The sequence below is a fragment of the Pseudomonas canadensis genome (assembly GCF_030980095.1).
Lineage (GTDB): Bacteria > Pseudomonadota > Gammaproteobacteria > Pseudomonadales > Pseudomonadaceae > Aquipseudomonas > Aquipseudomonas canadensis.
The window spans coordinates 3,124,274-3,149,754 of the sequence record NZ_CP133298.1 but is presented as its reverse complement, the minus strand read 5'-3'; the positions used below and the strand labels follow the sequence as shown (position 1 = coordinate 3,149,754).

The 25,481-nt window shown below is 59.8% G+C and carries 26 protein-coding genes and 1 pseudogene; 14 read left to right on the top strand and 13 right to left on the bottom strand.

The window, feature by feature from the left end; all coding sequences use genetic code 11:
• Nucleotides 1–3 precede the first annotated feature (3 nt).
• Genes RB216_RS14275 through arnC form a run of 7 tightly spaced genes read right to left on the bottom strand, consistent with a single transcriptional unit; the run spans nt 4 to nt 7,680 of the window.
• The gene (locus tag RB216_RS14275) at nt 4–1,383 is read right to left on the bottom strand and encodes a UDP-glucose dehydrogenase family protein (RefSeq protein ID WP_028616173.1); all 1,380 of its coding nucleotides are present in this window, start codon (nt 1,381–1,383) and stop codon (nt 4–6) included.
• Nucleotides 1,380–1,781, bottom strand: coding sequence for a 4-amino-4-deoxy-L-arabinose-phosphoundecaprenol flippase subunit ArnF (gene arnF / locus RB216_RS14270; protein WP_308908865.1), 402 nt, complete (start codon nt 1,779–1,781; stop codon nt 1,380–1,382). The genes RB216_RS14275 and arnF overlap by 4 nt, the downstream gene beginning before the upstream one ends.
• A complete protein-coding gene (gene arnE / locus RB216_RS14265; protein ID WP_308908864.1) occupies nt 1,778–2,125 on the bottom strand; it encodes a 4-amino-4-deoxy-L-arabinose-phosphoundecaprenol flippase subunit ArnE in 348 nt (115 codons plus the stop codon). Before arnE ends, arnF begins: the two co-directional genes overlap by 4 nt.
• Nucleotides 2,122–3,777 carry a lipid IV(A) 4-amino-4-deoxy-L-arabinosyltransferase gene (gene arnT / locus RB216_RS14260; protein WP_068933138.1) on the bottom strand — a complete coding sequence of 552 codons (1,656 nt, stop codon included), beginning with the start codon at nt 3,775–3,777 and terminating at the stop codon, nt 2,122–2,124. The genes arnE and arnT overlap by 4 nt, the downstream gene beginning before the upstream one ends.
• Nucleotides 3,774–4,658: a 4-deoxy-4-formamido-L-arabinose-phosphoundecaprenol deformylase gene (gene arnD, locus RB216_RS14255; protein WP_068933140.1), complete on the bottom strand. Its 885-nt coding sequence runs from the start codon at nt 4,656–4,658 to the stop codon at nt 3,774–3,776. Before arnD ends, arnT begins: the two co-directional genes overlap by 4 nt.
• The gene (gene arnA / locus RB216_RS14250; RefSeq protein WP_236321567.1) at nt 4,658–6,649 is read right to left on the bottom strand and encodes a bifunctional UDP-4-amino-4-deoxy-L-arabinose formyltransferase/UDP-glucuronic acid oxidase ArnA; all 1,992 of its coding nucleotides are present in this window, start codon (nt 6,647–6,649) and stop codon (nt 4,658–4,660) included. Before arnA ends, arnD begins: the two co-directional genes overlap by 1 nt.
• Complete coding sequence (gene arnC / locus RB216_RS14245; RefSeq protein ID WP_068933143.1) at nt 6,646–7,680, bottom strand: undecaprenyl-phosphate 4-deoxy-4-formamido-L-arabinose transferase; 1,035 nt, start codon at nt 7,678–7,680, stop codon at nt 6,646–6,648. Before arnC ends, arnA begins: the two co-directional genes overlap by 4 nt.
• Before the next feature lie 412 nt (nt 7,681–8,092).
• On the opposite strand from arnC, the gene RB216_RS14240 reads away from it, so the two are divergent.
• Both RB216_RS14240 and RB216_RS14235 read left to right on the top strand, forming a co-directional pair.
• A complete protein-coding gene (locus RB216_RS14240; RefSeq protein WP_068933144.1) occupies nt 8,093–8,905 on the top strand; it encodes a M949_RS01915 family surface polysaccharide biosynthesis protein in 813 nt (270 codons plus the stop codon).
• A 108-nt stretch (nt 8,906–9,013) separates the two neighbouring features.
• Entirely contained in the window at nt 9,014–9,928 is a 915-nt protein-coding gene (locus RB216_RS14235; protein ID WP_016975660.1) for a site-specific integrase, read from the top strand.
• Between the two features lie 179 nt (nt 9,929–10,107).
• On the opposite strand, the gene RB216_RS14230 is transcribed toward RB216_RS14235, so the two are convergent.
• The gene (locus RB216_RS14230; RefSeq protein WP_068933146.1) at nt 10,108–10,965 is read right to left on the bottom strand and encodes an SDR family oxidoreductase; all 858 of its coding nucleotides are present in this window, start codon (nt 10,963–10,965) and stop codon (nt 10,108–10,110) included.
• A 184-nt stretch (nt 10,966–11,149) separates the two neighbouring features.
• Here RB216_RS14230 and RB216_RS14225 point away from each other — a divergent pair, with 184 nt between their 5' ends.
• The 8 genes from RB216_RS14225 to RB216_RS14190 all read left to right on the top strand — a co-directional run bounded on the left by RB216_RS14225 (nt 11,150) and on the right by RB216_RS14190 (nt 18,371).
• Nucleotides 11,150–11,905 (top strand): GntR family transcriptional regulator, encoded by a 756-nt coding sequence (locus RB216_RS14225; RefSeq protein WP_028616164.1) that lies wholly within the window; start codon nt 11,150–11,152, stop codon nt 11,903–11,905.
• Nucleotides 11,902–13,632 carry a fumarate reductase/succinate dehydrogenase flavoprotein subunit gene (locus RB216_RS14220; protein WP_028616163.1) on the top strand — a complete coding sequence of 577 codons (1,731 nt, stop codon included), beginning with the start codon at nt 11,902–11,904 and terminating at the stop codon, nt 13,630–13,632. The genes RB216_RS14225 and RB216_RS14220 overlap by 4 nt, the downstream gene beginning before the upstream one ends.
• Before the next feature lie 114 nt (nt 13,633–13,746).
• A complete protein-coding gene (locus RB216_RS14215) occupies nt 13,747–13,992 on the top strand; it encodes a 4Fe-4S dicluster domain-containing protein (protein WP_028616162.1) in 246 nt (81 codons plus the stop codon).
• A 118-nt stretch (nt 13,993–14,110) separates the two neighbouring features.
• Entirely contained in the window at nt 14,111–15,517 is a 1,407-nt protein-coding gene (locus tag RB216_RS14210) for an ABC transporter substrate-binding protein (RefSeq protein WP_308908863.1), read from the top strand.
• A gap of 1 nt (nt 15,518) precedes the next feature.
• Entirely contained in the window at nt 15,519–16,295 is a 777-nt protein-coding gene (locus tag RB216_RS14205; protein WP_308908862.1) for an ABC transporter permease, read from the top strand.
• Nucleotides 16,295–17,125 (top strand): ABC transporter ATP-binding protein, encoded by an 831-nt coding sequence (locus tag RB216_RS14200; protein WP_308908861.1) that lies wholly within the window; start codon nt 16,295–16,297, stop codon nt 17,123–17,125. Before RB216_RS14205 ends, RB216_RS14200 begins: the two co-directional genes overlap by 1 nt.
• Entirely contained in the window at nt 17,122–18,066 is a 945-nt protein-coding gene (locus tag RB216_RS14195; protein WP_308908860.1) for a HEAT repeat domain-containing protein, read from the top strand. The genes RB216_RS14200 and RB216_RS14195 overlap by 4 nt, the downstream gene beginning before the upstream one ends.
• Nucleotides 18,063–18,371, top strand: a complete 309-nt coding sequence (locus RB216_RS14190; RefSeq protein WP_308908859.1) for a DUF971 domain-containing protein — start codon at nt 18,063–18,065, stop codon at nt 18,369–18,371. The genes RB216_RS14195 and RB216_RS14190 overlap by 4 nt, the downstream gene beginning before the upstream one ends.
• On the opposite strand, the gene RB216_RS14185 is transcribed toward RB216_RS14190, so the two are convergent.
• Complete coding sequence (locus RB216_RS14185) at nt 18,341–19,549, bottom strand: multidrug effflux MFS transporter (RefSeq protein ID WP_308908858.1); 1,209 nt, start codon at nt 19,547–19,549, stop codon at nt 18,341–18,343. The two genes, RB216_RS14190 and RB216_RS14185, sit on opposite strands and share 31 nt — an antisense overlap.
• Nucleotides 19,550–19,710: 161 nt before the next feature.
• Between RB216_RS14185 and RB216_RS29865 the strand changes: the two are divergent.
• Nucleotides 19,711–20,466, top strand: a pseudogene (locus tag RB216_RS29865) (MCP four helix bundle domain-containing protein); the annotation flags it as partial.
• Complete coding sequence (locus tag RB216_RS29860) at nt 20,461–21,324, top strand: methyl-accepting chemotaxis protein (RefSeq protein ID WP_372514807.1); 864 nt, start codon at nt 20,461–20,463, stop codon at nt 21,322–21,324. The pseudogene RB216_RS29865 and the gene RB216_RS29860, both read left to right, overlap by 6 nt.
• 60 nt (nt 21,325–21,384) lie before the next feature.
• Here the strand turns inward: RB216_RS29860 and RB216_RS14175 are convergent, their stop codons facing one another.
• Nucleotides 21,385–21,744, bottom strand: coding sequence for a winged helix-turn-helix transcriptional regulator (locus RB216_RS14175; protein ID WP_122685067.1), 360 nt, complete (start codon nt 21,742–21,744; stop codon nt 21,385–21,387).
• A 104-nt stretch (nt 21,745–21,848) separates the two neighbouring features.
• On the opposite strand from RB216_RS14175, the gene RB216_RS14170 reads away from it, so the two are divergent.
• Nucleotides 21,849–22,598, top strand: a complete 750-nt coding sequence (locus RB216_RS14170) for an SDR family NAD(P)-dependent oxidoreductase (RefSeq protein ID WP_122685069.1) — start codon at nt 21,849–21,851, stop codon at nt 22,596–22,598.
• 110 nt (nt 22,599–22,708) lie between these two features.
• Here RB216_RS14170 and RB216_RS14165 read toward each other — a convergent pair whose 3' ends face one another.
• Nucleotides 22,709–23,320: a dTMP kinase gene (locus RB216_RS14165; protein ID WP_308908856.1), complete on the bottom strand. Its 612-nt coding sequence runs from the start codon at nt 23,318–23,320 to the stop codon at nt 22,709–22,711.
• An 85-nt stretch (nt 23,321–23,405) separates the two neighbouring features.
• Here RB216_RS14165 and RB216_RS14160 point away from each other — a divergent pair, with 85 nt between their 5' ends.
• Nucleotides 23,406–23,537, top strand: a complete 132-nt coding sequence (locus tag RB216_RS14160) for a DUF2256 domain-containing protein (protein ID WP_078048468.1) — start codon at nt 23,406–23,408, stop codon at nt 23,535–23,537.
• A gap of 18 nt (nt 23,538–23,555) precedes the next feature.
• Here the strand turns inward: RB216_RS14160 and RB216_RS14155 are convergent, their stop codons facing one another.
• Both RB216_RS14155 and RB216_RS14150 read right to left on the bottom strand, forming a co-directional pair.
• Nucleotides 23,556–23,918 (bottom strand): response regulator, encoded by a 363-nt coding sequence (locus RB216_RS14155; protein ID WP_028616151.1) that lies wholly within the window; start codon nt 23,916–23,918, stop codon nt 23,556–23,558.
• Nucleotides 23,919–23,941: 23 nt separating this feature from the next.
• The gene (locus tag RB216_RS14150; RefSeq protein ID WP_068933164.1) at nt 23,942–25,381 is read right to left on the bottom strand and encodes an ATPase domain-containing protein; all 1,440 of its coding nucleotides are present in this window, start codon (nt 25,379–25,381) and stop codon (nt 23,942–23,944) included.
• Nucleotides 25,382–25,481 lie beyond the last annotated feature (100 nt).

Sequence of the window (25,481 nt, the reverse complement as noted above, 5' to 3'; positions counted from 1 at the left end):
GTATCAGGCTTCCACAACCTGCGGCAACCATTGTTGCTGCGGAATCGGCAACTGGCAGGAGTCGCCGCGGCCGATCGGGTAGTACTGGAAGCCTTTGCGCGCCAGGCGCTCGCCGTCGTAGAGGTTGCGGCCGTCGAAGATCACCGGGGTTTTCAGGCGTTGGTGGATCAGGTCGAAGTCCGGCGCCTTGAACTGCTGCCATTCGGTGCAGACGATCAGCGCATCGGCGCCGCCGAGGGTGGATTCCGGGGTGCCCATCAGCATCAACCGTGGATCATCGCCATAGATGCGCTGGGTTTCCTGCATGGCTTCGGGGTCGAACGCGCGCACGTTAGCGCCGGCGGCCCACAAGGCTTCCATCAGCACACGGCTGGGCGCATCACGCATGTCATCGGTGTTCGGCTTGAACGCCAGGCCCCACAGGGCAAAGGTTTTGCCGCGCAGGTTGCCCTTGAAGAACGCATTGATGCGTTCGAACAGCTTGCTCTTCTGGCGCTGATTGATGGCTTCCACCGCTTCTAACAGGTCGCTGGAGCAGTTGGCCTGCTTGGCGCTGTGGATCAGGGCACGCATGTCCTTGGGGAAGCACGAACCGCCATAACCGCAGCCGGGGTAGATGAAGTGGTAACCGATGCGTGAGTCGGCGCCGATACCAAGGCGTACGGCTTCGATGTCCGCGCCCAGGTGCTCGGCCAACTCGGCGATCTGGTTGATGAAGCTGATCTTGGTCGCCAACATGCAGTTGGCGGCGTATTTGGTCAGCTCGGCGCTGCGCAGGTCCATGAAGATGATGCGGTCATGGTTGCGGTTGAACGGGGCGTACAGATCGCGCATGACCTCGCGTACTTCTTCACGCTCGCAGCCGATGATGATGCGGTCGGGGCGGCGGCAGTCGGCCACGGCTGAACCTTCCTTGAGGAATTCCGGGTTGGAGACGATATCGAACTCCAGGTGCCGGCCAGCCAGGTGAAGGGCTTTTTCGATATGCGCGCGCAGGGTATCGCCAGTGCCGACGGGCACAGTGGATTTTTCCACCAGGATCACCGGCTCCTTGCGATGACGAGCGACCGCATCGCCCACCGACAGCACGTACTTCAGGTCAGCCGAGCCGTCTTCATCCGAAGGCGTGCCCACGGCGATAAACAGCACTTCGCCGTGTTCGACCGCGAGTTTCTCGTCATGGGTAAAGTGCAGTCGCCCGCTTTCCAGGTTTTCCTTGACCATCGCTGCCAGCCCCGGCTCGAAGATCGTCACATGGCCTTTCTGCAAAGATTCGACCTTGTTTTTGTCAACGTCCATGCAGATGACATCGTGACCGACTTCGGCCAATACGGTGGCCTGCACCAGACCGACGTAACCACTACCAAATACACTGATTTTCATGGGGCATTCCTGGGACTTGTAGCGCTAGCACGACGAGAGTTGATAACCAGCACACCGAGGATGACAAGCGCCACCCCCAGGGTTTTTGAAACGGAAAAATGTTCGTTGAACACCGGCAGGCTGGCCGCCAGCAGGTACACCAAGGCGTAGCTGATGCTCAACAGCGAGTAGGCGCGGCCCAGCGGCAGGTGCTTGAGCGCGCCCAACCAGCAGAGCATCGACAGCGCGTAGGCCAGGATCGCCAGGCTTACCACGCCGAGAGCGCCAAGATTGATCTGTGCGCTGAGCCATTCGCTGGGCAGCGGCAAGCGCGTCATGCTCCAGCGCATGCCCAGTTGGGCGGCACTGACCAGGCCGACACTGCCCAGGGCCAAGGCAAACCCTTGAACCCGGCTCATACGTGGCGCCCCAACAACACGACACCACCGATTACCAGCGCCACGCCCAGCCAATGACGGCTGTCAATGGGCTCATGAAAGACAAACCGTGCCACCAGCGTGACCAGCACGAAGTTCAGGCTGAGCATGGGGTAGGCAATGCCCACTTCCAGGCGCTGCAACACCAGCAGCCACATCAGCAGGCCGAGGCCCAGGCACATCAGCGCCGACCATAACCACGGCGAACGCAGTTTCAGCGCCCAGCCTTCGGGCAGGTCGCGCCAACTTTCCACGGCGAATTTCTGCGACACCTGGCCCATGCAGGTCAGCAAGCAGGCAGCCAATAACAGCAGCAGGGTGATCAAGGCGTCACCTGCGGGAAGATCAGGATCACGATATTGCCTTGCTCATAGCGCTGGCCGTCGCTGGGCAACAAAGCGATTTCGGCTCGCTCGTCGTCACCTTTGACGCGCATCACCACACCGACCGTGCCTTTTTTACGCGCATCGCTCATCCACTGCTGAACCTGAGGCATATCCACCTTGTGATGCCCGGCATCCGGGTAGGCAAGGCCGTATTTGACTTCACCGACGGTGTTGTAGAGCGTCACGTCCGGCCGTGCCAGGCGCCACGACAAGGCCGAAGCGGCGCCGAGGTCATTGCTCAACAGTGCAGTGGCCGGTTGCAGTTCCTGCAGGTGATCGATGATGAATTGGTCGGGGGTCTTGTTGTAAACCACAGAGTGCGGCAGCGCGGCTGGCAACAGGGCGACCATCAGCCAACTGCCAAGCACTGGCATCGCCCACAAGCGAAGCGGCTGTGCGGCCTGCAGCAGGTTGACCAGGATCCAGCCGAACAGGAATGTGAACACCAGTACCAGGCTGAGTGTTTCCTGACCGTGTTCATACACCGGTTTTTTCAGTTGGAACCAGCTCAGCGCCAGCAGCATCACCACGCCGATGATCAGGTTCAGCCAGCCGTTGATACGCAATGCGCGGTAACGACCCTGGGCCAGCTTGTCGGCCAGGGTGCTGCCCATCAGCAACGCCAACGGCAGCAGGCACGGCATGATATAGGAGGGCAACTTGCCCTTGGCCAGGCTGAAGAACGCCAGGGGCATCAGCAACCACAGCAATACAAAGCCGGTTTGTGCGCTGCGTTTGTCCTGCCAGGCCTGTTTGAGCGTGGACGGCAACAACGCCACCCACGGCAGGCAGAACGCAACCAGCAGCGGCAGGTAATACCAGAACGGCTCGGCGTGCTGGGCATCGTCGCCGGCAAAGCGCTGGATATGTTCGTGCCAGAAGAAGAAGTTCCAGTAGTCGGGCTCTTGCAGGTGCACGGCCAGCGCCCACGGCAGGCTGACGACAATCGCCGCCACCACCGCCACCAGGCCGTAACCCAACAGCTCACGAAAACGCTTTTGCCAGATCGCATAGGGCAGGGCGATCAACACGGGGAGTAACCAGGCGAGGAAACCCTTGGTCATGAAGCCCATGCCACAGGCAAACCCCAGCAGCGCCCAAGCACCGAGCCGCCCATTACGGGTGTTGCTGTCGAAGCAAAACCACAAGGCCACACCGGTCAGATTCACCCAGAACGTGAACTGCGGATCGAGGTTGGCATAACCGCCCAGGGCCGCCACGCTGACAAAACTCATGTACAGCACGGTGCTGATCAGGCTCTTCTGCGGGTCGTTCCACAACCGACGCGACACCCGGTACACCAACAGGATGCTCAATCCAGTGCTCAATGCCGACGCAAAGCGCACGCCGAACAGGTTCTGTCCGAAGATCGCCTGGCCCAGCGCGATCATCCAATAGCCCGCCGCCGGTTTCTCGAAATAGCGGATGCCCATGAAGTGCGGCGACGCCCATTTGCCGGTCAGCAGCATTTCCTGGCTGATCTGCGCATAACGGGTTTCATCCGGAATCCACAGGCCATGGGTAGCCAGCGGTAGCAGGTAAAACACGCCAAATGCCAACAGGAGCAGGGGCAGGGCCCAACGGCGGATCATGCCTGTTGCACTCCGAGCCAACCCTCACGGCCGGGCAAGACGCCGCGCACCAGTTGTTGCTGGGGCAGGGTAGTCAGGTCCGCCGGCAACAAGTCACCCAGCGGTTTGAAGTCGATGCCGCGCTGCCCTGCCTGGGCGAGCAACTGGCGGAAATCATTGGCCATCAGAATCCCTTCTACTTCTGCGTGGATCGTATAGACGTTGAGCTTCGACGCGGCAAAGCGGTCGAGGATGAACGTATTGAAGTCTTTGGCAGCCACCACCGGCCCGACGACTTCGTCGAAGGTCGGCAGGTCCACCGGAATTTGTGGGGTGCCCGCGCTGCCATCGGCCAAGGTTGGACGAAACAGGCTGGTGCCCCGGCAATCACTGTTGTAGCGGAAATTGAAGCCTTGCTTGGCTTGCACCACGCGCTCGTCGGCACGCCAACCGGCGGCGGCGGAACAGTCGATGCGCTCGCCGAGAATGTCGTTCAAGGTGTCGACGCCACGGCGGATCTGTTCGACCAGCTGTGCTTCGCTCCAACGCCCGGTGTTGGCCTGCCAGCCGTGGTGGTCCCACGCATGCAGGCCCACTTCATGCCCGGCGGCCTTGGCCTGGCGCATCAAATGCCCTAGGTCACGGCCGATCGGCTTGCCCGGCCAGGCGGTGCCGGCCAGCAAGATGTCCAGGCCATACAGCCCGACGGCGTTGGAACGCAGCATCTTCCACAGGAACTGCGGGCGGATGAGGCGCCATAAGTGGCGCCCCATGTTGTCCGGCCCGACACTGAAGAAGAACGTCGCTTTTACCCCGGCTTCATCCAGGGATTCGAGCAACCGTGGCACACCTTCACGGGTGCCTCGGTAGGTGTCGACGTCGATTCGCAAGCCTGCCTGCATTACTTTTTGTCCGCTATTTCAAGCATGGCTTCACGCAGGAAGAAATCCAGCGTGTTGCCGATGGTTTCGCTCATTTCAACGGTCGGCTCCCAATTCAGCAGGCGCTTGGCGTTTTCGATGCTTGGCTTGCGGTGGGCCACATCCTGGTAACCAGTGCCGTAGAACGCCTTGCTTTCTACATCGCGGAAACCAGCGAACGGCGGGAAGTTGCCACGCAGCGGGTGAGCTTCGAACTGACGCAGCAATTCTTCGCCCAACTGACGGATGCTGGCTTCGTTTTCCGGGTTGCCGATGTTGATGATCTGGCCGTTGCACGCGTCGTTGTCGTTATCAATGATGCGCGCCAGGGCTTCGATACCGTCGGCGATGTCGGTGAAGCAACGCTTCTGCTCGCCACCGTCGAACAGGCGGATCGGCGTGCCTTCCACCAGGTTCAGGATCAACTGGGTGATGGCGCGGGAGCTGCCGATACGCGCGGAGTCCAGGCGATCGAGGCGCGGGCCCATCCAGTTGAACGGACGGAACAGGGTGAAGTTCAGGCCTTTGGCGCCGTAGGCCCAGATCACGCGGTCCAGCAGTTGCTTGGAAACCGAGTAGATCCAGCGCTGCTTGTTGACCGGGCCGACCACCAGGTTGGAGGTGTCTTCATCGAAGTACTGGTCCTGGCACATGCCATAGACTTCGGAGGTCGACGGGAAGATCACGCGCTTGTTGTACTTGACGCAGTAGCGCACCAGCTTGAGGTTTTCTTCGAAGTCCAGCTCGAACACGCGCAGCGGGTTGCGGGTGTATTCGATCGGCGTGGCAATGGCCACCAGCGGCAAGACCACGTCGCATTTCTTGATGTGGTACTCGATCCACTCGGTGTGGATGCTGATGTCACCTTCCACGTAATGGAAGTTCGGGTGGCTGCGCAGGCGCTCGATGGCATCGGAGCCGATGTCCAAGCCATAGACTTCGTAGCGGTCGTCACGCAGCAGGCGCTCGGACAGGTGGTTACCGATAAAACCGTTCACACCCAGGATCAGCACGCGGGTACGGCGTGGCTTGCGGCCGGACTCGGCGCCGCGCAGCACGGAACCGTCGACCAGGCCCAATTCGTTGGCCAGGGAAGGACCGGCCAGATACAGACCGTTGTCGTTGCGCTGGCCGAACTTGACCACCAGGGAGTCTTCACCGCAAGCAATGCGCAGCGGGTTGACGCTGATCACACGGCCTGGCGCCAGGCCTTCGTTGCCCTTGACCACTTCGGCTTGCCACACGATCAGCTTGTGCTCGCCCACGGCGCAGAAGGCACCCGGGTACGGCTGGGTGACGGCGCGGACCAGGTTGAACAGTTCTTCAGCCGGTTTTTTCCATTCCAGCTTGCCATCGGCAGCGGTGCGGCGACCGAAGTAAGTGGCCTGGCTTTCGTCCTGGGCAGTTTCAGCCAGCTTGCCTTGGGCCAGTTGCGGCAGGGCGTCGCGCAGCAGGTTGCTGGCGGCGTCGCGCAGTTTGGCGTGCAAGGTCAGGCCAGTGTCGTTGCGCTCGATGATAACTTTCTGCTGAGCCAGGATCGCGCCGGCATCGGCACGCTTGACCATGCGGTGCAGGGTCACGCCGGTTTCGGTTTCGCCGTTGACCAGTACCCAGTTGGCCGGGGCACGGCCACGGTATTTCGGCAGCAGCGAGCCATGCAGGTTGAACGCGCCTTTGCGCGCAGTGGCCAACAGGGGCTCGCTCAGCAGGTTGCGGTAGTAGAACGAGAAAATGTAGTCAGGGTTCAGCTTGGCGATGCGCTCGATCCACAGCGGGTGGTTGGCGTCTTCCGGCGCGTGCACGGGGATGCCGTTACGTGCGCACAGTTGGGCAACGGAACCATAGAAATTGTTTTCCTTCGGGTCGTCGGCATGGGTGAACACAGCAGCAATTTCGTAACCGGTGTTGAGCAGCGCTTCAATGCCTGCACAACCAATGTCGTGGTACGCGAATACAACAGCTTTTGAACTCATGATTGGACCTGATCAGCAGAAGAAGTAGAGGTATGGGAAGACACCAGGCCGTCGACGACGACCACGGGAGCCGGTGCTGCGGGTTGGTTGCGCAGCACTTTTTCGATAAAGAAGCGTGGGCGGGCACGCACGTCGCTGTACATGCGGCCCAGGTACTCACCCAACAGGCCCATGCCGATGAACTGGCCGCCGGTGAACACGAACAGCACCGCGAACAGCACGAACAAGCCGTCGCCGGCCCAGTCGGCACCAAAGGCCAGGCGCATGACGATCAACGCCAGGGCAAACAGCATGCCCAGCGCCGCCAGGCTGAAGCCGACGATGGAGAGCAGGCGCAGCGGGGTGGTGGTCATGCAGGTCAGCAAGTCGAACATCAGGCTGATCAGGCGCATGGCGCTGTATTTGGATTCGCCGTGTTCACGCTCGGCGTGGTGCACCAGGATCTCGGTGGTGTGGCGGGCAAAGCCGTTGGCCAGGATCGGGATAAAGGTGCTGCGCTCGCGGCAGGCCAGCATCGCATCGACGATGGTGCGGCGGTAGGCGCGCAGCATGCAGCCATAATCGGTCATGGCCACGCCGGTGGAGCGCTGCACGGCCAGGTTGATCAGGCGCGAAGGCCAGCGGCGGAAGGCCGAGTCCTGGCGATTGTTGCGCACGGTGGCCACCACGTCGTAGCCCAAGGCGGCTTGCTCGACCAGGCGCGGAATTTCTTCGGGCGGGTTCTGCAGGTCGGCGTCAAGGGTGATCACCACTTCGCCCCGGCACTGCTCGAAACCGGCCATGATCGCCGCATGCTGGCCGTAATTGCGGTTGAGGATCACCGCCACCACGTTGCTGCCGTCTTCAGCGGCGGCGTCTTCCAGCAGTTGGGCCGAATTGTCGCGACTACCGTCATCCACCAGGATGATTTCGTATTCGTAGGCCAGTTGCTTGCAGGCTGCCGTGGTGCGGCGCAGCAATTCAGGCAGGCTCTCTTGTTCGTTGTAGACCGGGATAACGATCGACACGCAATGAATAGGGTAGGGTTTCAAAGATTCATGACCTCGGGGTTAGAGCAACTTGGCGCGTGGCAACAGCAGCAATCATTGGGCGAAAGTCCAGGCCGCAGGTTAATAAACGGCGCTAAAGATGAAGCGTAATCAAGAGGTTAGACGATATAGCGCGGTTTGCTATGAAGTGCTGTCTTTAAGATTAAGCGTAAAAATGTGGAACAGATATGAAAGGCAGATGAAAAACTCGTTTATTTGACAGGTAGACAGCTAGGGTTCAGCTAAGCAACTAACGGCGCGTCGGCTTTAGTTAGTAAGCGAAATAGGAACTGTCTGTAGGACGATTGGTTCAACTTGAGCGCCTACGCTCCACCCTCGAATTTTAGTGAAGAATCTTCTCTGCAAGGCGCCCCAAGTGCCGGTAAAGTAAGCCGTCTCTTGCCAGGGTGATCGGATGAATAGCGTGCAGCTTTTACGTGGCCAGTTGCGGCCAGTGTTGATGGGTTTGTTGTTGAGTGTGGCGTGTATCACCACCGTGCAAGCCGACGACGGGGTCGCGCTCACGAGCATCGACCAGGTGCCGGACGGGGTGGAGGTGCGTGGCAAGCAGATCGCCGCCTATACCTGGGACGACAAGCAAGGCAAGAACCTGCTGGTGCTCGCCGAGCAGGTCAGCGAGCGTGACGACGACGGCACTCAGTCGGCTTTTGTGTACGCGGCCCAGTATCTGATCGATGGCAACCGCCCCAAACGCGTGTGGATGCTCTACGACGATGTACAGCACTGCGAATTCGACGCCTCGTTGCGCTTTGACCGCGCTGCGACCAAGGTCACCGACCTGACCGGCGATGGCATCACCCAGGCCACCGTGGGCTATTCGCGCACCTGCACCAGTGATGTCAGCCCCAATGAATTCAAGCTGATCATGCATGTCGGCAAGTCGCAGAAGTACCGTTTGCGCGGTGTCGACCGGGTCGGTGCGGCCTGGTGGGACGAGGAGGCCGGCGCCTTGCGCGGCATGCCGTTGCCCAAGGATTGCAGCGTGGCTGGGCAGCAGGCGCTGGTGAGCCAGTACAAGGAACAGGGCACCGAGCTGCCGTTGCCCGGTTGCTACGGCGACGAGAAGGACTTTGCCAAGGCCCCCGAGGCCTACCTGGCGTTCATGCGCCAGCACTGGTTCGCGCTGATGCAGAAGCAAGACAGCGACTGGAGCCAGGCCCAGGTCCAGCCGCAGGACTCTTCCGAAGATGACGACACGGCCCCGTGATTTTGTGCCAGGGCCGGTCCTGGGTTAGACTCGGCCTTCGCCAATTCACTAAATACCTCGATTAAACAAAGGCTTGCTCGGGGTATTTAAGCCAAAGGCTAATGTATCTTGACTGAGTCTATCCGCAACCCGCTGACCCTTTACCTCACTCGTCTGGCGCCCTCCAGCCAATTGACCATGCGCTACGTGCTGCAAGATGCGGCCGACCGCCTGGGCTTCGAGGACATCAACCTTGAAGACATCGACTGGCACCTGCTGCAACCCGAACACGTGATCGCCTTGGTTGCCGCCTTGCGTGAGGATGGCTATGCGCCGAACACCTCATCGCTGTACGTCAATGCGGTGCGTGGCGTGATGAACGAAGCCTGGCGGATGAACTTGATCAGCCAGGAACACCTGTTGCGCATGCGCACCGTCAAGGCTGCGCCGGGCACACGCCTGAGTCAGGGTCGCAACTTGCGGCGCAGTTTGATCCGCGAAATGATGGAAGTCTGCGCCGCCGACCCACGCCCGCAGGGCCTGCGCGATGCGGCGGTGATTGGGATTCTCTATGGTTCCGGCATGCGCAAGTCGGAGTCGGTCAACCTCGACCTGGCCCAGATCAATTTCGAAGAACGCAGCTTGCGCGTGATCGGCAAGGGCAACAAGGAGTTGATCAAGTACGCGCCGGATTGGGCGTTCGCCAAGCTGCAGGCGTGGCTGGCGTTTCGCCGCGAACAGCTCAAGGAAGGCGAGCAGGACGACAGTTTCCTGTTCAACCGCATCCGCCGTGGCAGCCATATCACCCGTGAACGCATCACCAAGCATGCGATCTACTACATCGCCCGCCAGCGTGGCGAACAGGTAGGGGTAAAGATCATGCCCCATGATTTCCGCCGCTCGTTCATTACGCGGGTGATCGAGGAGCATGACCTGTCGATTGCGCAGAAACTGGCACACCACACCAATATCCAGACCACCGCCAGCTATGACGTGCGCGACGACAATGAGCGGCGCCGGGCGGTGGATCGGTTCGATCTGTAGTATTGGCCAACACTATCCCTGGCGGAGCCTGGCTTGCCCGGGATACAGCCACCTCGGTATCTCAGTTGTACCGAGGTGATGCAATCGCCGGCAAGCCAGCTCCACCTTTGGATCGCAGAGTTACAGTTAGAGGGCAGCCGCCTTCGCAGACAAGTCTGCTCCCACAGGGGGGGCACGGATTAGAGGATCGGCTTGCCGCCAGTCACCGCATATCGCGAGCCCGAGATGTAGCTGGCTTCATCCGAGGCCAACAGCACATAGATCGGCGCCACTTCCACCGGTTGGCCCGGACGCCCCAGCGGGGTTTCGCTGCCGAAGCTCTGCACGTCCTCATCCGGCATGGTCGCCACAATCAGCGGCGTCCAGATCGGCCCCGGTGCCACACTGTTGACCCGAATCCCTTTGCTACCGAGCAACTGCGCCAAGCCACCGGTGAAGTTGGCGATCGCGCCCTTGGTGGCGGCATAGGCCAGCAGCGTCGGCTTGGGCATGTCGGAGTTGACCGAGCTGGTGTTGATGATCGAACTGCCGGCCTTCATATGTGGCAAGGCCGCCTTGCAGATACGAAACATCGCGGTGATGTTGATATCGAACGTCTTCACCCATTCCTCGTCCTCGATGTCCTCAAGGGTCTCGTGGGTCATCTGGAACGCGGCGTTGTTCACCAGCACGTCGATGCGGCCGAACTGCTCGACGGTTTTGTCCACCAACGACTGGCACACGCTTTTCTGCGCGATGTCACCGGGCAGCAACAGGCACTGGCGACCAGCCTCTTCGACCCAGCGTGCGGTTTCCTGGGCATCTTCATGCTCGTCCAGATAAGCGATGGCCACGTCGGCGCCTTCACGGGCAAAGGCGATCGCCACGGCGCGGCCGATGCCGCTGTCGGCCCCGGTGATCAGCGCGATCTTGTTGGCGAGCCGGCCGGAGCCCTTGTAGCTTTTCTCGCCGCAGTCGGGGTACGGGTCCATTTTTTTCTGCGCACCTGGGACAGCTTGGGCTTGAGGGGTGAAGGGCGGGCGAGGATAGTCAGTCATATCAATCTCCATAGCAGTGCAAAGGGGCTATGGGATTAGTAGTTACATGCCGGGCGATAGTTGTAACGGATGCCGCCGAAGCCCGACGAGTGGTTGGCTTTAAGCTTATGCATAAACGGTATTTCCACCGCCGCCATTAGACTTCCTAAGATCACGTCATAACTCGTTATGACAAGTGAACTTGATGAACGATTCCAGCCTCTCTCCACTGTCCAGCATTCCCCTGCATGCCCAACTGCGCGACCTGTTGCGCAGTCGCATTCTCGACGGCGAATACGCGCCCAACACCCAAATGCCCTCAGAAAGCGAGTTGGGCACGCGCTTCAACGTCAGCCGCATCACCGTGCGCCAGGCATTGGGCGATCTGCAGAAAGAGGGCTTGATCTACAAGATTCATGGCAAAGGCACGTTTGTGTCCAAGCCCAAGGCCTACCAGAACGTCAGCACTTTGCAGGGGTTGGCCGAGTCGATGACCGAGCGCGGTTATGAAGTGATCAACCGCTTGCGCAGTTTTCGTTTCGTGCCAGCCGACAAGCAGGTGGCCGAGCGCCTGGGCGTGGAGGAGGGCACCGTGGTTGCGCAGATCAAGCGGGTGCGCCTGATCAACCGAGAGCCGGTGTCGCTGGAAATCACCTACCTGCCGCAACCCCTCGGCGAGCGCCTGGAAAAGGCTGACCTGGTCACCCGCGACATCTTCCTGATCCTGGAAAACGACTGCGGCCTGCACTTGGGGCATGCGGATGTGGCCATCGACGCCGTGCTGGCCGACAGCGACCTGACCCAGGCGCTGAATGTAGAGCCAGGCTCGCCGATCATGCATATCGAGCGCCTGACCCACACCGCCGACGGCCAGCCGGTTGACTTTGAACACCTGTATTACCGTGGCGACGCCTTCCAGTATCGCCTGCGCATCGACCGTGAACGAGGAAGCCGCCCGTGAGCCGCACAACCCTGGAGCTGGAATACGACATCGTGGTGATCGGCGGCGGTACGGCCGGGCCGATGGCGGCGATCAAGGCCAAAGAAGCCAACCCGGCGCTGCGTGTGTTGCTGGTGGACAAGGCCAACGTCAAGCGCAGCGGTGCGATCAGCATGGGCATGGACGGACTGAACAACGCGATCATCCCCGGCCACTCGACGCCGGAGCAGTACACCAAGGAAATCACCATCGCCAATGACGGCATCGTCAATCAGGCGGCGGTGTACGCCTATGCTACCCACAGTTTCGAGACCATCGAGCAACTGGACCGCTGGGGCGTCAAGTTCGAAAAGGACGAGACCGGCGACTACGCGGTGAAAAAGGTCCATCACATGGGCGCCTATGTGCTGCCGATGCCCGAGGGGCATGACATCAAGAAGGTGCTGTATCGCCAGCTCAAGCGTGCGCGGGTGACCATCACTAACCGCTTGGTGTGCACACGTTTGCTGACCGACAGCGAAGGGGCAGTCAACGGCGTGATGGGCTTCGACTGCCGCACGGCCGACTTCCAGGTGATCAAGGCCAAGGCCGTGATTCTGTGCTGCGGCGCGGCGGGCCGGCTGGGCCTGCCGTCGTCGGGTTACCTGATGGGCACCTATGAAAACCCCACCAATGCCGGCGACGGCTACGCGATGGCCTATCACGCGGGCGCCGAACTGGCGAATCTGGAGTGCTTCCAGATCAATCCGTTGATCAAGGATTACAACGGCCCGGCCTGCGCCTATGTTACCGGCCCGCTCGGTGGCTACACCGCGAACAACAAGGGCGAGCGCTTTATCGAGTGCGACTACTGGAGCGGCCAGATGATGTGGGAGTTCCACCAGGAACTCGAAAGCGGCAATGGCCCGGTGTTCCTCAAGCTCGACCACCTGGCCGAGGAAACCATCCAGAACATCGAGACCATCCTGCACAGCAATGAACGGCCGAGCCGTGGCCAGTTTCATGCCAATCGCGGCACCGATTACCGCAGCGACATGGTGGAAATGCACATCTCCGAAATCGGTTTTTGCAGCGGGCATTCGGCCTCCGGCGTGTGGGTGAATGAGCGCGCGGAGACGTCGGTGAAGGGCCTGTATTCGGCCGGGGACATGGCGGCGGTGCCGCATAACTATATGTTGGGCGCCTTTACCTACGGCTGGTTCGCTGGCACCAACGCCGCCCAGTATGTGGTGGAAAAAGACTTCAGCGCGGTGAATGCCGAGCAGGTCGCCGCCGAACAGGCCCGTGTCTACGCGCCGCTGGACCGTGAAACCGGCCTGCCCCCGGCCCAGGTCGAATACAAGCTGCGCCGCTTCGTCAACGATTACCTGCAACCGCCCAAGGTCACCCGCAAGATGGAAATCGGCCTGCAGCGCTTCAGCGATATCGAGCGCGACCTCGACCAGATGAAAGCCCATAACCCCCACGAACTGATGCGCGCCATGGAAACCAGCGTGATCCGTGACTGTGCCGAAATGGCTGCCCGCGCCTCGTTGTACCGCGCCGAAAGCCGCTGGGGCCTGTACCACCACCGCGTCGATTACCCGCTGCGCAATGACGCCGACTGGTTCTGCCATTGCCACCTGAAAAAGGGCGATGACGGGCAGATGGTCAGCTTCAAGAAACCCGTGGAACCCTACGTAATTCCACTGGACGCCGAAGAAATGCAAGCCTACGACCGCCTGCGCGTGGGGGCTGATGCGGCCTGAAGCTCAATCTCTGGTGAACGGGCTTTCTGTGGTGAGCGGGCTTGTCCCGCTCACCACAGAAGCCCGCTCACCACAACAATCAGCACAACCACAAAGTGCTAAGGACACCGTGAAATGGCCTACCAACCCCAGGAAATATTCTTTCGTTCCAACGCGCCGGTGACGATAGACGAAGACAAGTGCATCGCCGAAAAAGGCTGCACGGTGTGTGTCGACGTGTGCCCGATGGACCTGTTGGCGATCAATCCCGCGACGCAGAAAGCGTACATGGCGTTCGACGAATGCTGGTACTGCATGCCCTGCGAAAAGGATTGCCCCACAGGCGCAGTCAAGGTCGAGATCCCGTACCTGCTGCGCTGAGCGTTACGACTCCAAGCTATCCGCCATCACCGGACGCCACTGCCATACCCCTCGTTTCCCACCGTGCCTGATCACGGCGGAGACGATCCTATAACCATGATTCGAGGGGATACACCCAATGTTCTTGCGCGCAACCTTCACCAGCCTGGTGCTGGCTTCCATCAGCCTGTCGGTACAGGCTGAAACCATCCGGGTGGCCATCGGCACCCAGGACACCACTATCAACTGCGCCGCCGGCGGCTTGCTGATCCGGGAGTTGGGGCTGTTGGACAAGTACTTGCCCCACGATGGCAAGTACAAGGATGCCACCTACGATATCCAGTGGAAGAATTTCACCAGTGGCGCACCGTTGACCAATGAAATGGTGGCCGGCAAGCTGGACTTCGGCGCCATGGCGGACTTCCCCGGCGCATTCAACGGCGTGGCGTTCGAGGGCGCGGGCAAGCACAGCCTGTTTATCAGTGTGCTGTCGGGCAATATCAAGGGCAGTGGCAATGGCATCGTGGTGCCTATCGAGTCCAGCGCGCAGTCCTTGGCGGACTTGAAAGGCAAGACCATTTCCGTACCGTTCGCCTCCACCGCCCACGGCATGTTGCTGCGTGCGGTCGCTGCGCAAGGCTGGGACCCGCTCAAGGACGTGAACATCATCGCCCAGGCGCCTGAAGTGGCCGGATCGGCGTTGCAGGCCAATAAGATCGACGCGCATGCCGACTTCGTGCCGTTTGCCGAGCTGTTTCCCAACCGTGGGTTCGCCCGCAAGATCTACGACGGTTCGCAGTCCAACACGCCCACCTTCCACGGCGCCCTGGTGGATGAAAGCTACGCCCGCCAGTACCCTGAAGTGGTAGTTGCTTACCTGCGAGCCAGTATCGAAGCCAATCAGCTGCTGACGGCAGAGCCTGAGAAATACAGCGAGCTGATCGAGAAAGTTACCGGCGTCGAGGCTGAGGTCAACTACCTGTTCCATGGCCCGCTGGGCGTGCAAACCCGTGACCTGAGCTGGAAGCCGGAATACCGCCAGGCCGTCGGCACCGCCATCGACACCCTCAAGCTGCTGAAAAAAGCCGACCGAGGCCTGGACCTCAATACCTTTATCGACGACCAGTACCTGCGCGCAGCCTTCAAAGCGTCCGGCCTGGACTATCAGGCACAGTTGGGCAACTACGCCCAGAGCCCGCTCAAAGCCAACGACGCGTTGACCGGCAAGCCGATCACCGACTGGAAACACGTGGCGCAGATCTGGGTGAAAGGCGAGCCCAAGGTGCGTGACTACGCGTCGGCTGAATCAGCCTTAAGTGCGTTGGCCCGTTTGAAGAAGGACGGCAAGGACGTGCGTGCGGTCTACGCCCAGGCCGAAGACAGCGGCATCAAGCTGCTCGCCAACCAGGCCTGGTTCGCCAGTGATCGCCAGGGCAAATTGAGTGCATTCTTGCTCAAGGGCCAGGCCCAGCAATTCGCGGATGCCCAGGGCGGCCAGGTGTTCGATTTCACCAGCGCCGGCGCCCAGGCCGTGGCCGGTCGCTGATATGTCGACCTATCGCTGGCTGCCGCGCGCGGCCTCATTGCTGGTGTGCCTGCTGTTCTGGCAACTCGCTGCCAGCCATCACTGGAACCTGTGGCTGGTGACCTTTGCCAACGTGCCCACGCCGGGCGCCGTGGTCGAGGCGGCGCTGGGCCTGGTGGATTCGGGCAAGCTGGCCCAGCACCTGAGTGCCAGCCTGACCCGGGTGTTCGAAGGCTACCTGGCGGCGGTACTGGTGGGCGTTGGCCTGGGCATCGCCATCGGCCGCTCGAAATGGGCTGAAGATGCGCTGCTACCGCCCCTGGAAGTGATCCGCCCGATTCCGGCGGTGGCCTGGATACCTTTGGCAATCCTGATGTTTCCGTCGTCAGAGCTGTCCATGGTGTTCATCACCTTCACCGGCGCGCTGTTTCCGATCCTGCTCAACACCGTGCATGGCGTCGAAGGTGTCGATCCCCGGCTGATCGCTTCGGCGCGCAGCCTGGGGGCAGGGCGCGGCGCGATCCTGCTGGAGGTGATTGTGCCGGGGGCCGCGCCGAGCATCATCACCGGCCTGGCCATCGGCATGGGCACGTCGTGGTTCTGCCTGGTGACGGCGGAGATGATCTCCGGGCAGTTCGGCATCGGCTATTACACCTGGGAGTCGTACACCATCCAGAACTATGCCGACATTGTGGTCGGCATGTTGTTGATCGGCGCGCTGGGCATGGGCAGCAGTTGGCTGGTCAAGCGCCTGGGCACGGTATTCACCCCTTGGCATCGCCCGCGAGGTAAAGCCTGATGGAAGGACGTATAGCAATCAGCGGATTGTCCATTGTGCTCGGCGAGCGTGATCAGGCATTCGAGGCGGTCAAGGCGTTGGACTGCGACATCGAGCCGGGGCAATTTGTGTGCATCCTGGGGCCGTCGGGCTGTGGCAAGTCGACCTTGCTCGGCGCGTTGGCCGGACATCTGGTGCCTAATCAGGGCAGCTTGCAGATGGATGGGCAGGCGGTGGTCGGTCCGTCCCAGCAGCGCGGCATGGTGTTTCAGCAGCACACGTTATTCCCGTGGCGCACCGTGCGTGAGAACGTCGCGTTCGGCTTGAAAATGCGCGGCGTGAGCAAGGCTGAACGGCTGGCGGCGGCGGATGAGATCTTGGCGTTGGTCGGGCTGGAAGGCTTCGCCGAGCGTTGGCCGAACCAGCTTTCCGGCGGCATGCAGCAGCGTGTGGAAATCGCCCGTGTGCTGGTCAATCGACCACGCCTGTTGCTGATGGATGAGCCGTTTGGCGCACTGGATGCGCTGACCCGCATGAAGATGCAGGCCTTGTTGCTGGATATCTGGACGCGCATCCGCACCACTGTGGTGTTTGTCACCCACGATATCGATGAGGCGCTGTTCCTGTCCGATCGCATCCTGGTGATGAGCCCACGGCCGGGTCGCATCATCGAGGATTTTCAGCTGGACTTTCCGCGCCCGCGCCACACCGAACTGATGACCACCCCCGAATTCACTCTCCTCAAGCGTCATTGCTTGGCACTGCTGCATCATGAAGATGGCCGCCAGTTGCCACGGCTGAACCCGCTCGGGTTGCCCACCGATCATTCAACACCGCGATTTGCCATATGACCTATAACCTGGAAATAGAAGCCCTGCGCCCACGTCTGCAAGCCTCGGACGCCGGCATGCGCCGCATTGCCCTGATCGACCTGGCTGATCTTGAAGACCCCGACGGTTTGGAATGGCTGGTGGACAGCCTGCGCAACGACCCCAGCGTAGAAGTGCGCGCCCAGGCCGCGACCTTGCTCGAAGCCTGGGAAGACGGCGAAGTGGTACAGGCCTTGTGTGAAGCCCTCACAGATACCGAGTACTCCGTGCGCGACGCCGCGGCGCAAAGCCTGAGCGTATTGAAGACCATCGAGGCGGGCAGGGTGCTATTGCCCTGGACCGGACACACCGATGCCAGCGTGCGCACCGCCATCTTCCGTGCTCTGCGCGAACTGCGCCTGGAAGCCGCTGCGCCGGCGGCCTTGCTGGCGTTGGTGGATGCTGATGCGGGTGTCCGCCGTGAAGCGGTGGGTGTGCTGGGTTGGCTCAAACATCTACCTGCGCTTGAGGCGTTGGCCGCCTTGGCCAGCAGCGATCCCGACACCGAAGTCCGCCGCGCGGCTACCGGCGCACTCGGCTTGGCGAGTGATGACCTGGTCTTACCGGCGTTGCACCAAGCGTTGCTGGACCCGGCGTGGCAAGTGCGCGAGGAAGCCGCGACCACCTTGGGCAAAGTCGGTAGCCGCAATGCCGGGGATGCGCTGGTCGGCGCGCTGGCCGATGAGTATTGGCAGGTTCGTCTGCGTGCGACTCGCAGCCTGGGCCGGTTACGGTATTTACCCGCACTGGACGCCTTGGTCCAGACCCTGGGCCATAGCATCAGCAACCTGCGCAAGGAAGCCGCTCTGGCACTGGGTGAGCTGGGTGATCGTCAAGCACTGACGGCCTTGCGCGATGCCGCCGACGATGGCGATCCGGAAGTGCGCAAGGCCGTGCGGATTGCCTTGGCGCAACTGCAATGACCGTCGCGCCGCACGCCATTGGCAAAGGCCGCGACGGTCGACTGCGCCTGGAGTGGATGGAAGGCGCGCAGTGGATTAACCACGCACGCCTGCGCCGCGAATGCCCGTGCTCCCAATGCCAGGCGTTGCGGTTGCGGGGCAGCCAGCCGTTGGTGTCGGAAGCGGTGAGGGTGGTGCAGATCCACCCTCAGGGTTATGGCGTACAACTGGTGTTCAGCGATGGTCACCAGCGCGGGATTTATCCCTGGGCGTATTTGGCCGGGATGGGCAGCGATCAGGAGGAGGGCGGTGCGCTGGCCAAGTGAGCCGGCAGGCGGCGCAAGGTCCACAGCGTGGTGAGCATTGCGGCGATGGCGCACAACGCAATGCCAACCAGCATCGGCGCTGGCGTGTGATCCGCGAACACACCGATCACCGTCATGGACACGGCCGCCGTGATCATCTGGATCGCCCCGAGCAAGGCTGACGCAGAGCCGGCTACCGCGCCGTGGTCCTCCAGCGACAAGACGCCCGCCGCCGGTAACAGCAGACCGAGAAAACCGAAGCCGATAAACAGCAACGTCATCATCAAGGCCAGGCTGTCGACCCACAGCGTCGTGACCGCCAGCACCGCCATAACCGCCGCCACGGCCACCACCGACCAACGAATCAGCGGCGCCAGGCCAAAGCGTGCGCTGAGGCGTGCAGTGAGTTGGCTCATGGCGAAGAACGACGCAGCGTTCACGGCAAACCCCAGGCTGAACTGCGTGGGTGTCAGGCCGTAATGCTCGATGTACACGAATGGCGCGCTGCCGATAAACACGAAAAACGTCGCCAAGCCGAACCCGCACACCACCGACAAACCGATAAATACCGGGTCACGCAGCAACGCACCGTAGCTGCTGAAGGCGTTGCCCAGAGTCTTGCCCAAGCGCCGTTCGGCCGGGTGAGTTTCCGGCAGTTGTAAGATGGTCATCACCAGGCACGCCACTGCGAGCACCGCCAGCACAGCAAACACTTCGCGCCAACTCCACAGCGAAATCACCAGGCTACCGGCGAGCGGCGCAAGAATCGGAGAGACACTCATCACCAGCATCAGCAACGCCATGAGTTTCGCGGCTTCATGCCCGGTGTACAGGTCACGCACGATGGCCCGTGGAATCACCATGCCCGCGCACGCACCGAACGCCTGCAGGGCCCGAAAGGCGATCAGTGATTCAATGTTAGGCGCTAATGCGCAACCGACACTGGCCACGGCAAAAATCACCAGGCCGGCATAAATCGGCGGTTTGCGCCCGAACACATCACTGATCGGGCCGTAGAACAACTGGCACACGCCGACGATGACAAAAAACACCGTGAGGCTCATCTGCACCAACGCCGGCGAGGCGTGCAGGCTCGCGCCCAGGGTCGGCAAGGCCGGCAGATAAATGTCGATGGCGAAGGGGCCGACGGCGGTGATCAAGCCCAGCAGCAGGGCCAGGCGGGCGATACTTCGAGACATGGGTAATTCCGGGCGGAGCAAACAAAGGTCGGCCAGCTTAAGGGATCTGCGCAGATCCGCAAACTTAGGCTTCAATAAACAGTATGGATGGCCGATAACATGAGCAGCGGGGCTTCTACGGTTGGGTTCTCAACCGGCTGACCAGGCACGGGGATACCAGCATGACGATCAAACTGCGCTTGATGCTGTTGATAGCGACCGGATTGCTCACTGCCTTGATCATGAGCCTGGCCGGCTACCTGGGAAACACCCGGATGGGCACTGCCGTGCAGGACAACGAAGTGAGCATGACGGTGCTGCGCAACCACATGGAAGCCGACATGATGCACGACGCCCTGCGCGCCGATGTGTTATCGGCGATGCTGGTGGGCCTGGGTAAAAGCACCAGCAGCAAGGCCGACGTCGATAGTTCTCTAAAAGAGCACGCCGAACACTTTCGGCAAGTGTTGGCAGACAACCTCAAGCTGCCGCTGGACGATTCGCTCAAGGCAAGCTTGGAAAAAATCAAACCCAGCCTGGATAACTACATCGCCACCGGCGAACGCATCGTCGCCCTGGCATTGGATAACCCTGAGGCCGCGCGCGGGGAACTGGGCACATTCAATGCCGCGTTCAGCCAGTTGGAAGATCAAATGGCGAGCCTGAGCGAGTTGATCGAAACCAATACCCAGCAGACCAGCGTCGGTACGCGACAGGCCATCAGCAACGCCAACTTCACGCTGGGCGCGGTGTTGATCGCCAGTCTTTTACTGCTGCTGGCCCAGGGGCGCTGGGTGATCCTCAGCATCATGGGCCCCCTACAGGCGGCCAGCCGCATTGCCGCCAGCATCGCGCGTGGCAACTTGAGTGAACCTATCGTCGAGCCCCGGCGCAAGGATGAAGCCAGCGCCTTGATCCGCAGCCTCGCCACCATGCAAAAGGACCTGCGCGGCATGATTGAAGTGGTGCGCAGCAACGCCCATGGCGTCAATGGCATGAGCGAGCAACTGAGCCGCGGCTGCCATGAAGTGGCTGGCAGCAGCCAGCAACAGAGCGCCGGCGCCAGCACCATGGCCGCTGCTGCGAGTGAGATGACCGCGAGCATCGAGGAAATCACCCGGCACGCCGGACGCGCACTGGACATGGCCAACCAGGCGCAAACCTTGGCCAAGGACGGCGGCCGGGTGATTCATCAGGTGGTCAGTGACATGGACGGCATCGCTCGTTCCGCACAGCAATCCGCCCAAGTGATTCGCACGCTGGACAAGGAGTCCGAGGCCATTTTCAGCATTATCCAAGTGATCAAGGGGATCGCTGACCAGACTAACTTGCTGGCCCTGAATGCCGCGATTGAGGCCGCCCGTGCCGGTGAGCAGGGGCGTGGATTTGCTGTGGTTGCTGATGAAGTGCGCAACCTTGCCGGACGCACCAGCGCATCGACCCAGGAAATTGCCGCCATGGTCGGGCGTATCCAGCAGAACACCCGGGAAGCGGTGACCAGCATGGAGGAGGGCGTTGCTCAGGTGGACAAAGGCATGGCGGTAACTGCCGAAGTGGAGCGGGCAATTCGCGAGATCCTCCAAGCGACGTTGAACACCACGGAAATGGTCAACGATATCTCTCGGACCATCGGCGAGCAGAGCCTGGCCAGCAATGAAATTGCGCATCAAGTGGAGATGATTGCGGAGATGTCGCAGAGCAATAGCCGAGTGATCGAGCAGACAGCGTCGACCACCGATGAACTGTCCAACCTAGCAGGAAAGCTGTCGCAGTCGGTTGATCGATTTCAAATGTAACTCATTGATCTAACTCAACTAAATAGTCATTTAGTTGAGTTAGATCTCAGGGCAGGGGACTCAAGACTGGGAGAGGGTGGCCATACGCCGCTCGGCGATACGCTCAACGGTTTGCATATGTTCCGTGCCCCATTGGCACAGCGCGCCCAACGCAGTTGCCAAGGATCGCCCGAATGGTGTCAGCGAGTACTCGACCTTGGGCGGTATTTCCTGGAAATCCACCCGGAAAATGATCTCATCACGCTCCAATTCCTTGAGCTGCTGGATCAGCACCTTATCGGTCACGCCGCCAATCGCGCGCCTTAATTCCCCATATCGATGAACATTTTGCGCCAAGTTGAACAGCACCAGCGGCTTCCATTTACCGCCAATCACCGCCAGGGCGGCCTCGAGCCCGCAATTGAATGAGTTGTTGGCCATGATCCATAGGACTCCGCATAGGGTACTTACTTAAAGGTGCATACTATTCAAAAGAATAGCTCAGATCTACAGTTGGGCCTCAACCTTATTCATCGGAGTTCACCATGAGCAGGCTCAACGGAAAAATCGCAGTCATTACCGGCGGCAACAGCGGCATCGGCCTGGCAACCGCCATTCGCTTTGCGGCGGAAGGCGCACACGTCGTCATTGTAGGACGTCGACAAGAGGAACTGGACAAGGCGCTGCAACTGATTGGTCCTCAAGCCATCGCCATACAAGGCGACATTTCAAAACTGGACGACCTTGATCGCGTGTTCACCCAGGTCAAAGCAACCAAAGGCCGGGTCGACGTGCTGTTCGCCAACGCAGGCTTGGGGGATTTCCAACCAATCGGCTCGATCACCGAGGAATCGTTTGACCGTACCTTCGGCATCAATGTCAAAGGCACGCTGTTCACCGTACAAAAAGCCTTGCCACTGATGAGCGCCGGCAGCTCGGTGATCCTCACGGGTTCGACCACAGGCACCATGGGCACACCGGCGTTCAGTGTGTACAGCGCAACAAAAGCGGCGCTGCGTAACTTTGCCAGGAGCTGGGCGCTGGATCTCAAAGGTACAGGCATTCGTGTCAACGTACTCTCACCAGGGCCGATCTCGACACCGGGTCTGGACCTGGCGCTTTCAGGTACTGGACAGAAAGACGCAATCATCGACGACATGACCGCGCAGGTTCCATTGAACCGTATTGGCAAGCCTGAGGAAGTTGCGGCGGCAGCGTTGTTCCTGGCATCGGATGAAAGCAGCTTCATGACCGGCAGTGAGATGTTTGTCGATGGTGGCTTTGCTCAGGTTTGAGTGAGATAGGGGTTTTGCCTGTTGAAATGTGATGGGCACTGCCCCTGATTGCGCATTATGATATTACGCATAATGTATATTATGTTAAATGATGTATTACGCTATGCGTTTCACCCAGCGACTTTGTAGATCTCAGCAACCACCTGCTTCACTGCGTCTTCGATCGCACCTTCATTCCGGCACATCACCCAGCCATGATCCGCAACGGCCTGCTCGAACATCTCTGTGCATGCAACATGCTCTGCATACTTCTGGATTACCGTACCGCCCAATCCTCGCGACCGTGCAGCTGCCCTTGCCCACGAAATATCCGGCGCGGTGACAACGCCGACATGCACATCCGGCACTCGCACGTCCCGCTCCCGGTTCAACTGGAGAATCTCTGCAAACGAGATGGTGTGTCGAAACGCAGCATCGGACGGATACCAGCGATCAATCAGGATAATGCGGTCCAACGGCTGCTGAGTCAGTACGTTCCGGGATATCCAGCTGCGACTCTCGGCAAAACGCTCGCACACAGCCCATTCCAGATCCCGCGAGGGATTTCTGGCAAGTTCGTTAACCAGGGCCATGGTTTCCCTTCTGTAGGGATCGCTTTTTCTCTCGCAAAGTCGGATGACTTTCTTGTTATGCGACCTCAGCGTTGCCGTTACGGCCTCCAACAGCGTAGTTTTACCGGTGCCTTTGGGCCCATCCAGGGAAACAAAAAACGGAATATTCATTTGTCACACAGTGATCAGGATAATGATAACCACGCCTCTTCTTGTCGACGTGATTGAGTGATCGACCCAGCCGGTAGTTATATCTGTGAAAAAGAGTGAGCTTCCCGTAAAAACCTGCGTGACCTGTGGACTTCCCTTCACGTGGAGGAAGAAATGGGCACGCTGCTGGGATGAAGTGCGTTACTGCTCGGAGCGTTGCCGGCGCAGCAAAAGCTGACCCTGCTCCAGCAGCTGACTAATCAGCTGCCAGGAGCTTTTTGACTTCGGCGATGATCAAGTCGATGTTGAAGGGTTTGGCCAATACAGCATCAAAAAGATCCGATCTCTCTATTCCGATATGCGCCTGAGCACCGCTTATCAAGATGATCGGCAATTGATTTGCCGAAGGCAGCGCTCGAATGGCGGTGGCGAATTCCTCGCCGTCCATGACCGGCATCATATAGTCGGTAATGATCAAAGCAGGCCGTTCTCTATCGAGAACCTCAAGTCCTTTTCGACCATTGCTCGCCGTTACGACCATGTACCCCTCATCCTCCAGCGCGAAGCTAAGGATGTCAGCGATCAAATACTCGTCGTCGACGACCAGGATGGTGGTCATGTTAATTCAACCCACACAAAAGCTTAAGAAATTGAACCGGGCGATGACTCAGCGGGGACCGATGGTTCATGTCTTGAAGCCTTTTTCAGGAAAACATCATAATCACGGATGATGACCTCAAATCGTGAGGGATCGTAAGAGCTGTCTCTTACCTTAAGAATGGATAGCGTCCGGCTTAGTTCAGAGTGATTCTCAGAAAACCGCATCAGCATCAGGTTGTCGACGATGCTAGACAGGTCAGAGTTTGGTGCGCTGACCTCGGAACCAAATAGATCGCGCATTTCCCAGGAGGCAAATACCGTAACGCCCCTGGATCGCAGCTCGTTCATCAGTGCACTGAAGAAGTCAGTAATCCGTGCGGGATTCGTCGAGACTCGCGTCATACCGCTAAGGCTATCGAGAAACACGCGCTTGATGCCCTTCTCTTCTACGAGACTCAGTAGTCGTGTGCCCAACCCATCCAGCAACCCCTCAGTAGTAGGCTGCCAGGCAATGCTCAAGGCGCCGCTGCCTTCCATGCCCTTTATATCGATTCCGAGTGATTGGCCTTTGAGTCGCAACCGTTCCGGGCTTTCGTAGAAGCCAAAATGCAGGCCCGGTGCTTCCACAGTCGACTCAGCCAGAAATTTGAGGCCAAGGGTGGTTTTACCAATACCGGAAGGGCCGATTACTAGAGTCACGCTGGAACTGTGCAGCCCCCCGCCTAGGATGTCGTCCAGTGATTCAATCCCACTGGCGATACGGGTCATGTCGGCGCTGTCGGGAGACGACGGGTGGCTGTAGAGACTTTCGAGTCGCGGGTAAACCACCAAGCCATTTTCGGTAATTTCACACTCGTGAAGACCGGTCATTGCTGAGCTGCCGCGAGTTTTACGAAGCTGAATTCGACGCACTGACCGAGTGCCGAACAGCTCCTCGCCCATTTCAATCACCCCATCAACCATGGTGTGCTCAGGGCTGCCGTCGTCCAGACGGGAACTGGTGAGAAACAGCACTGTGCAACCTGCGAAAGCGGCGTGCCCTTGCAACTCGGAAATGAATTTTTTGGTATCGATGTGCGAATCTGCTTTGGAGCGCGCATTGAGCAAGCCGTCTACTACCATCACTGTGGCTTTTTGACGGCTTATCTCGCGCCGCAGCAGTTTCACCACCTCGTCCAGTCCGTCGTTTTCCAACGTGTCAAACGCACTGACAAATTGGATTTCGGCGCCAACCTTGGAGGCGTCGAAGAAGCTCAGAGTCGAAAGGAATTGAAAAAGTCGGTCGTGTGATTCGGCCAGCAGCGTGGCGACCAGAACCCTTCCTCCATTGTTCGCATGATGGAACCCAAGCTGGTTGGCAAGGATCGTTTTTCCAGACCCTGGGCGCCCTTGGATGATGTATGAAGCGCCTGCTACCAGCCCACCCTTGAGCAGAGCGTCTAGCCCTTCGATTCCACTTTGAAGGCGTTTTAGCTTTTCCACGATACGACCCTGATCTGAAAAACAGGCTGTTTAAGCCGAGTGAAGCGGAATGCTAACCCCATTTTTGCTCTGGAGCCATTCCCGCCTCTCCATAACCCTA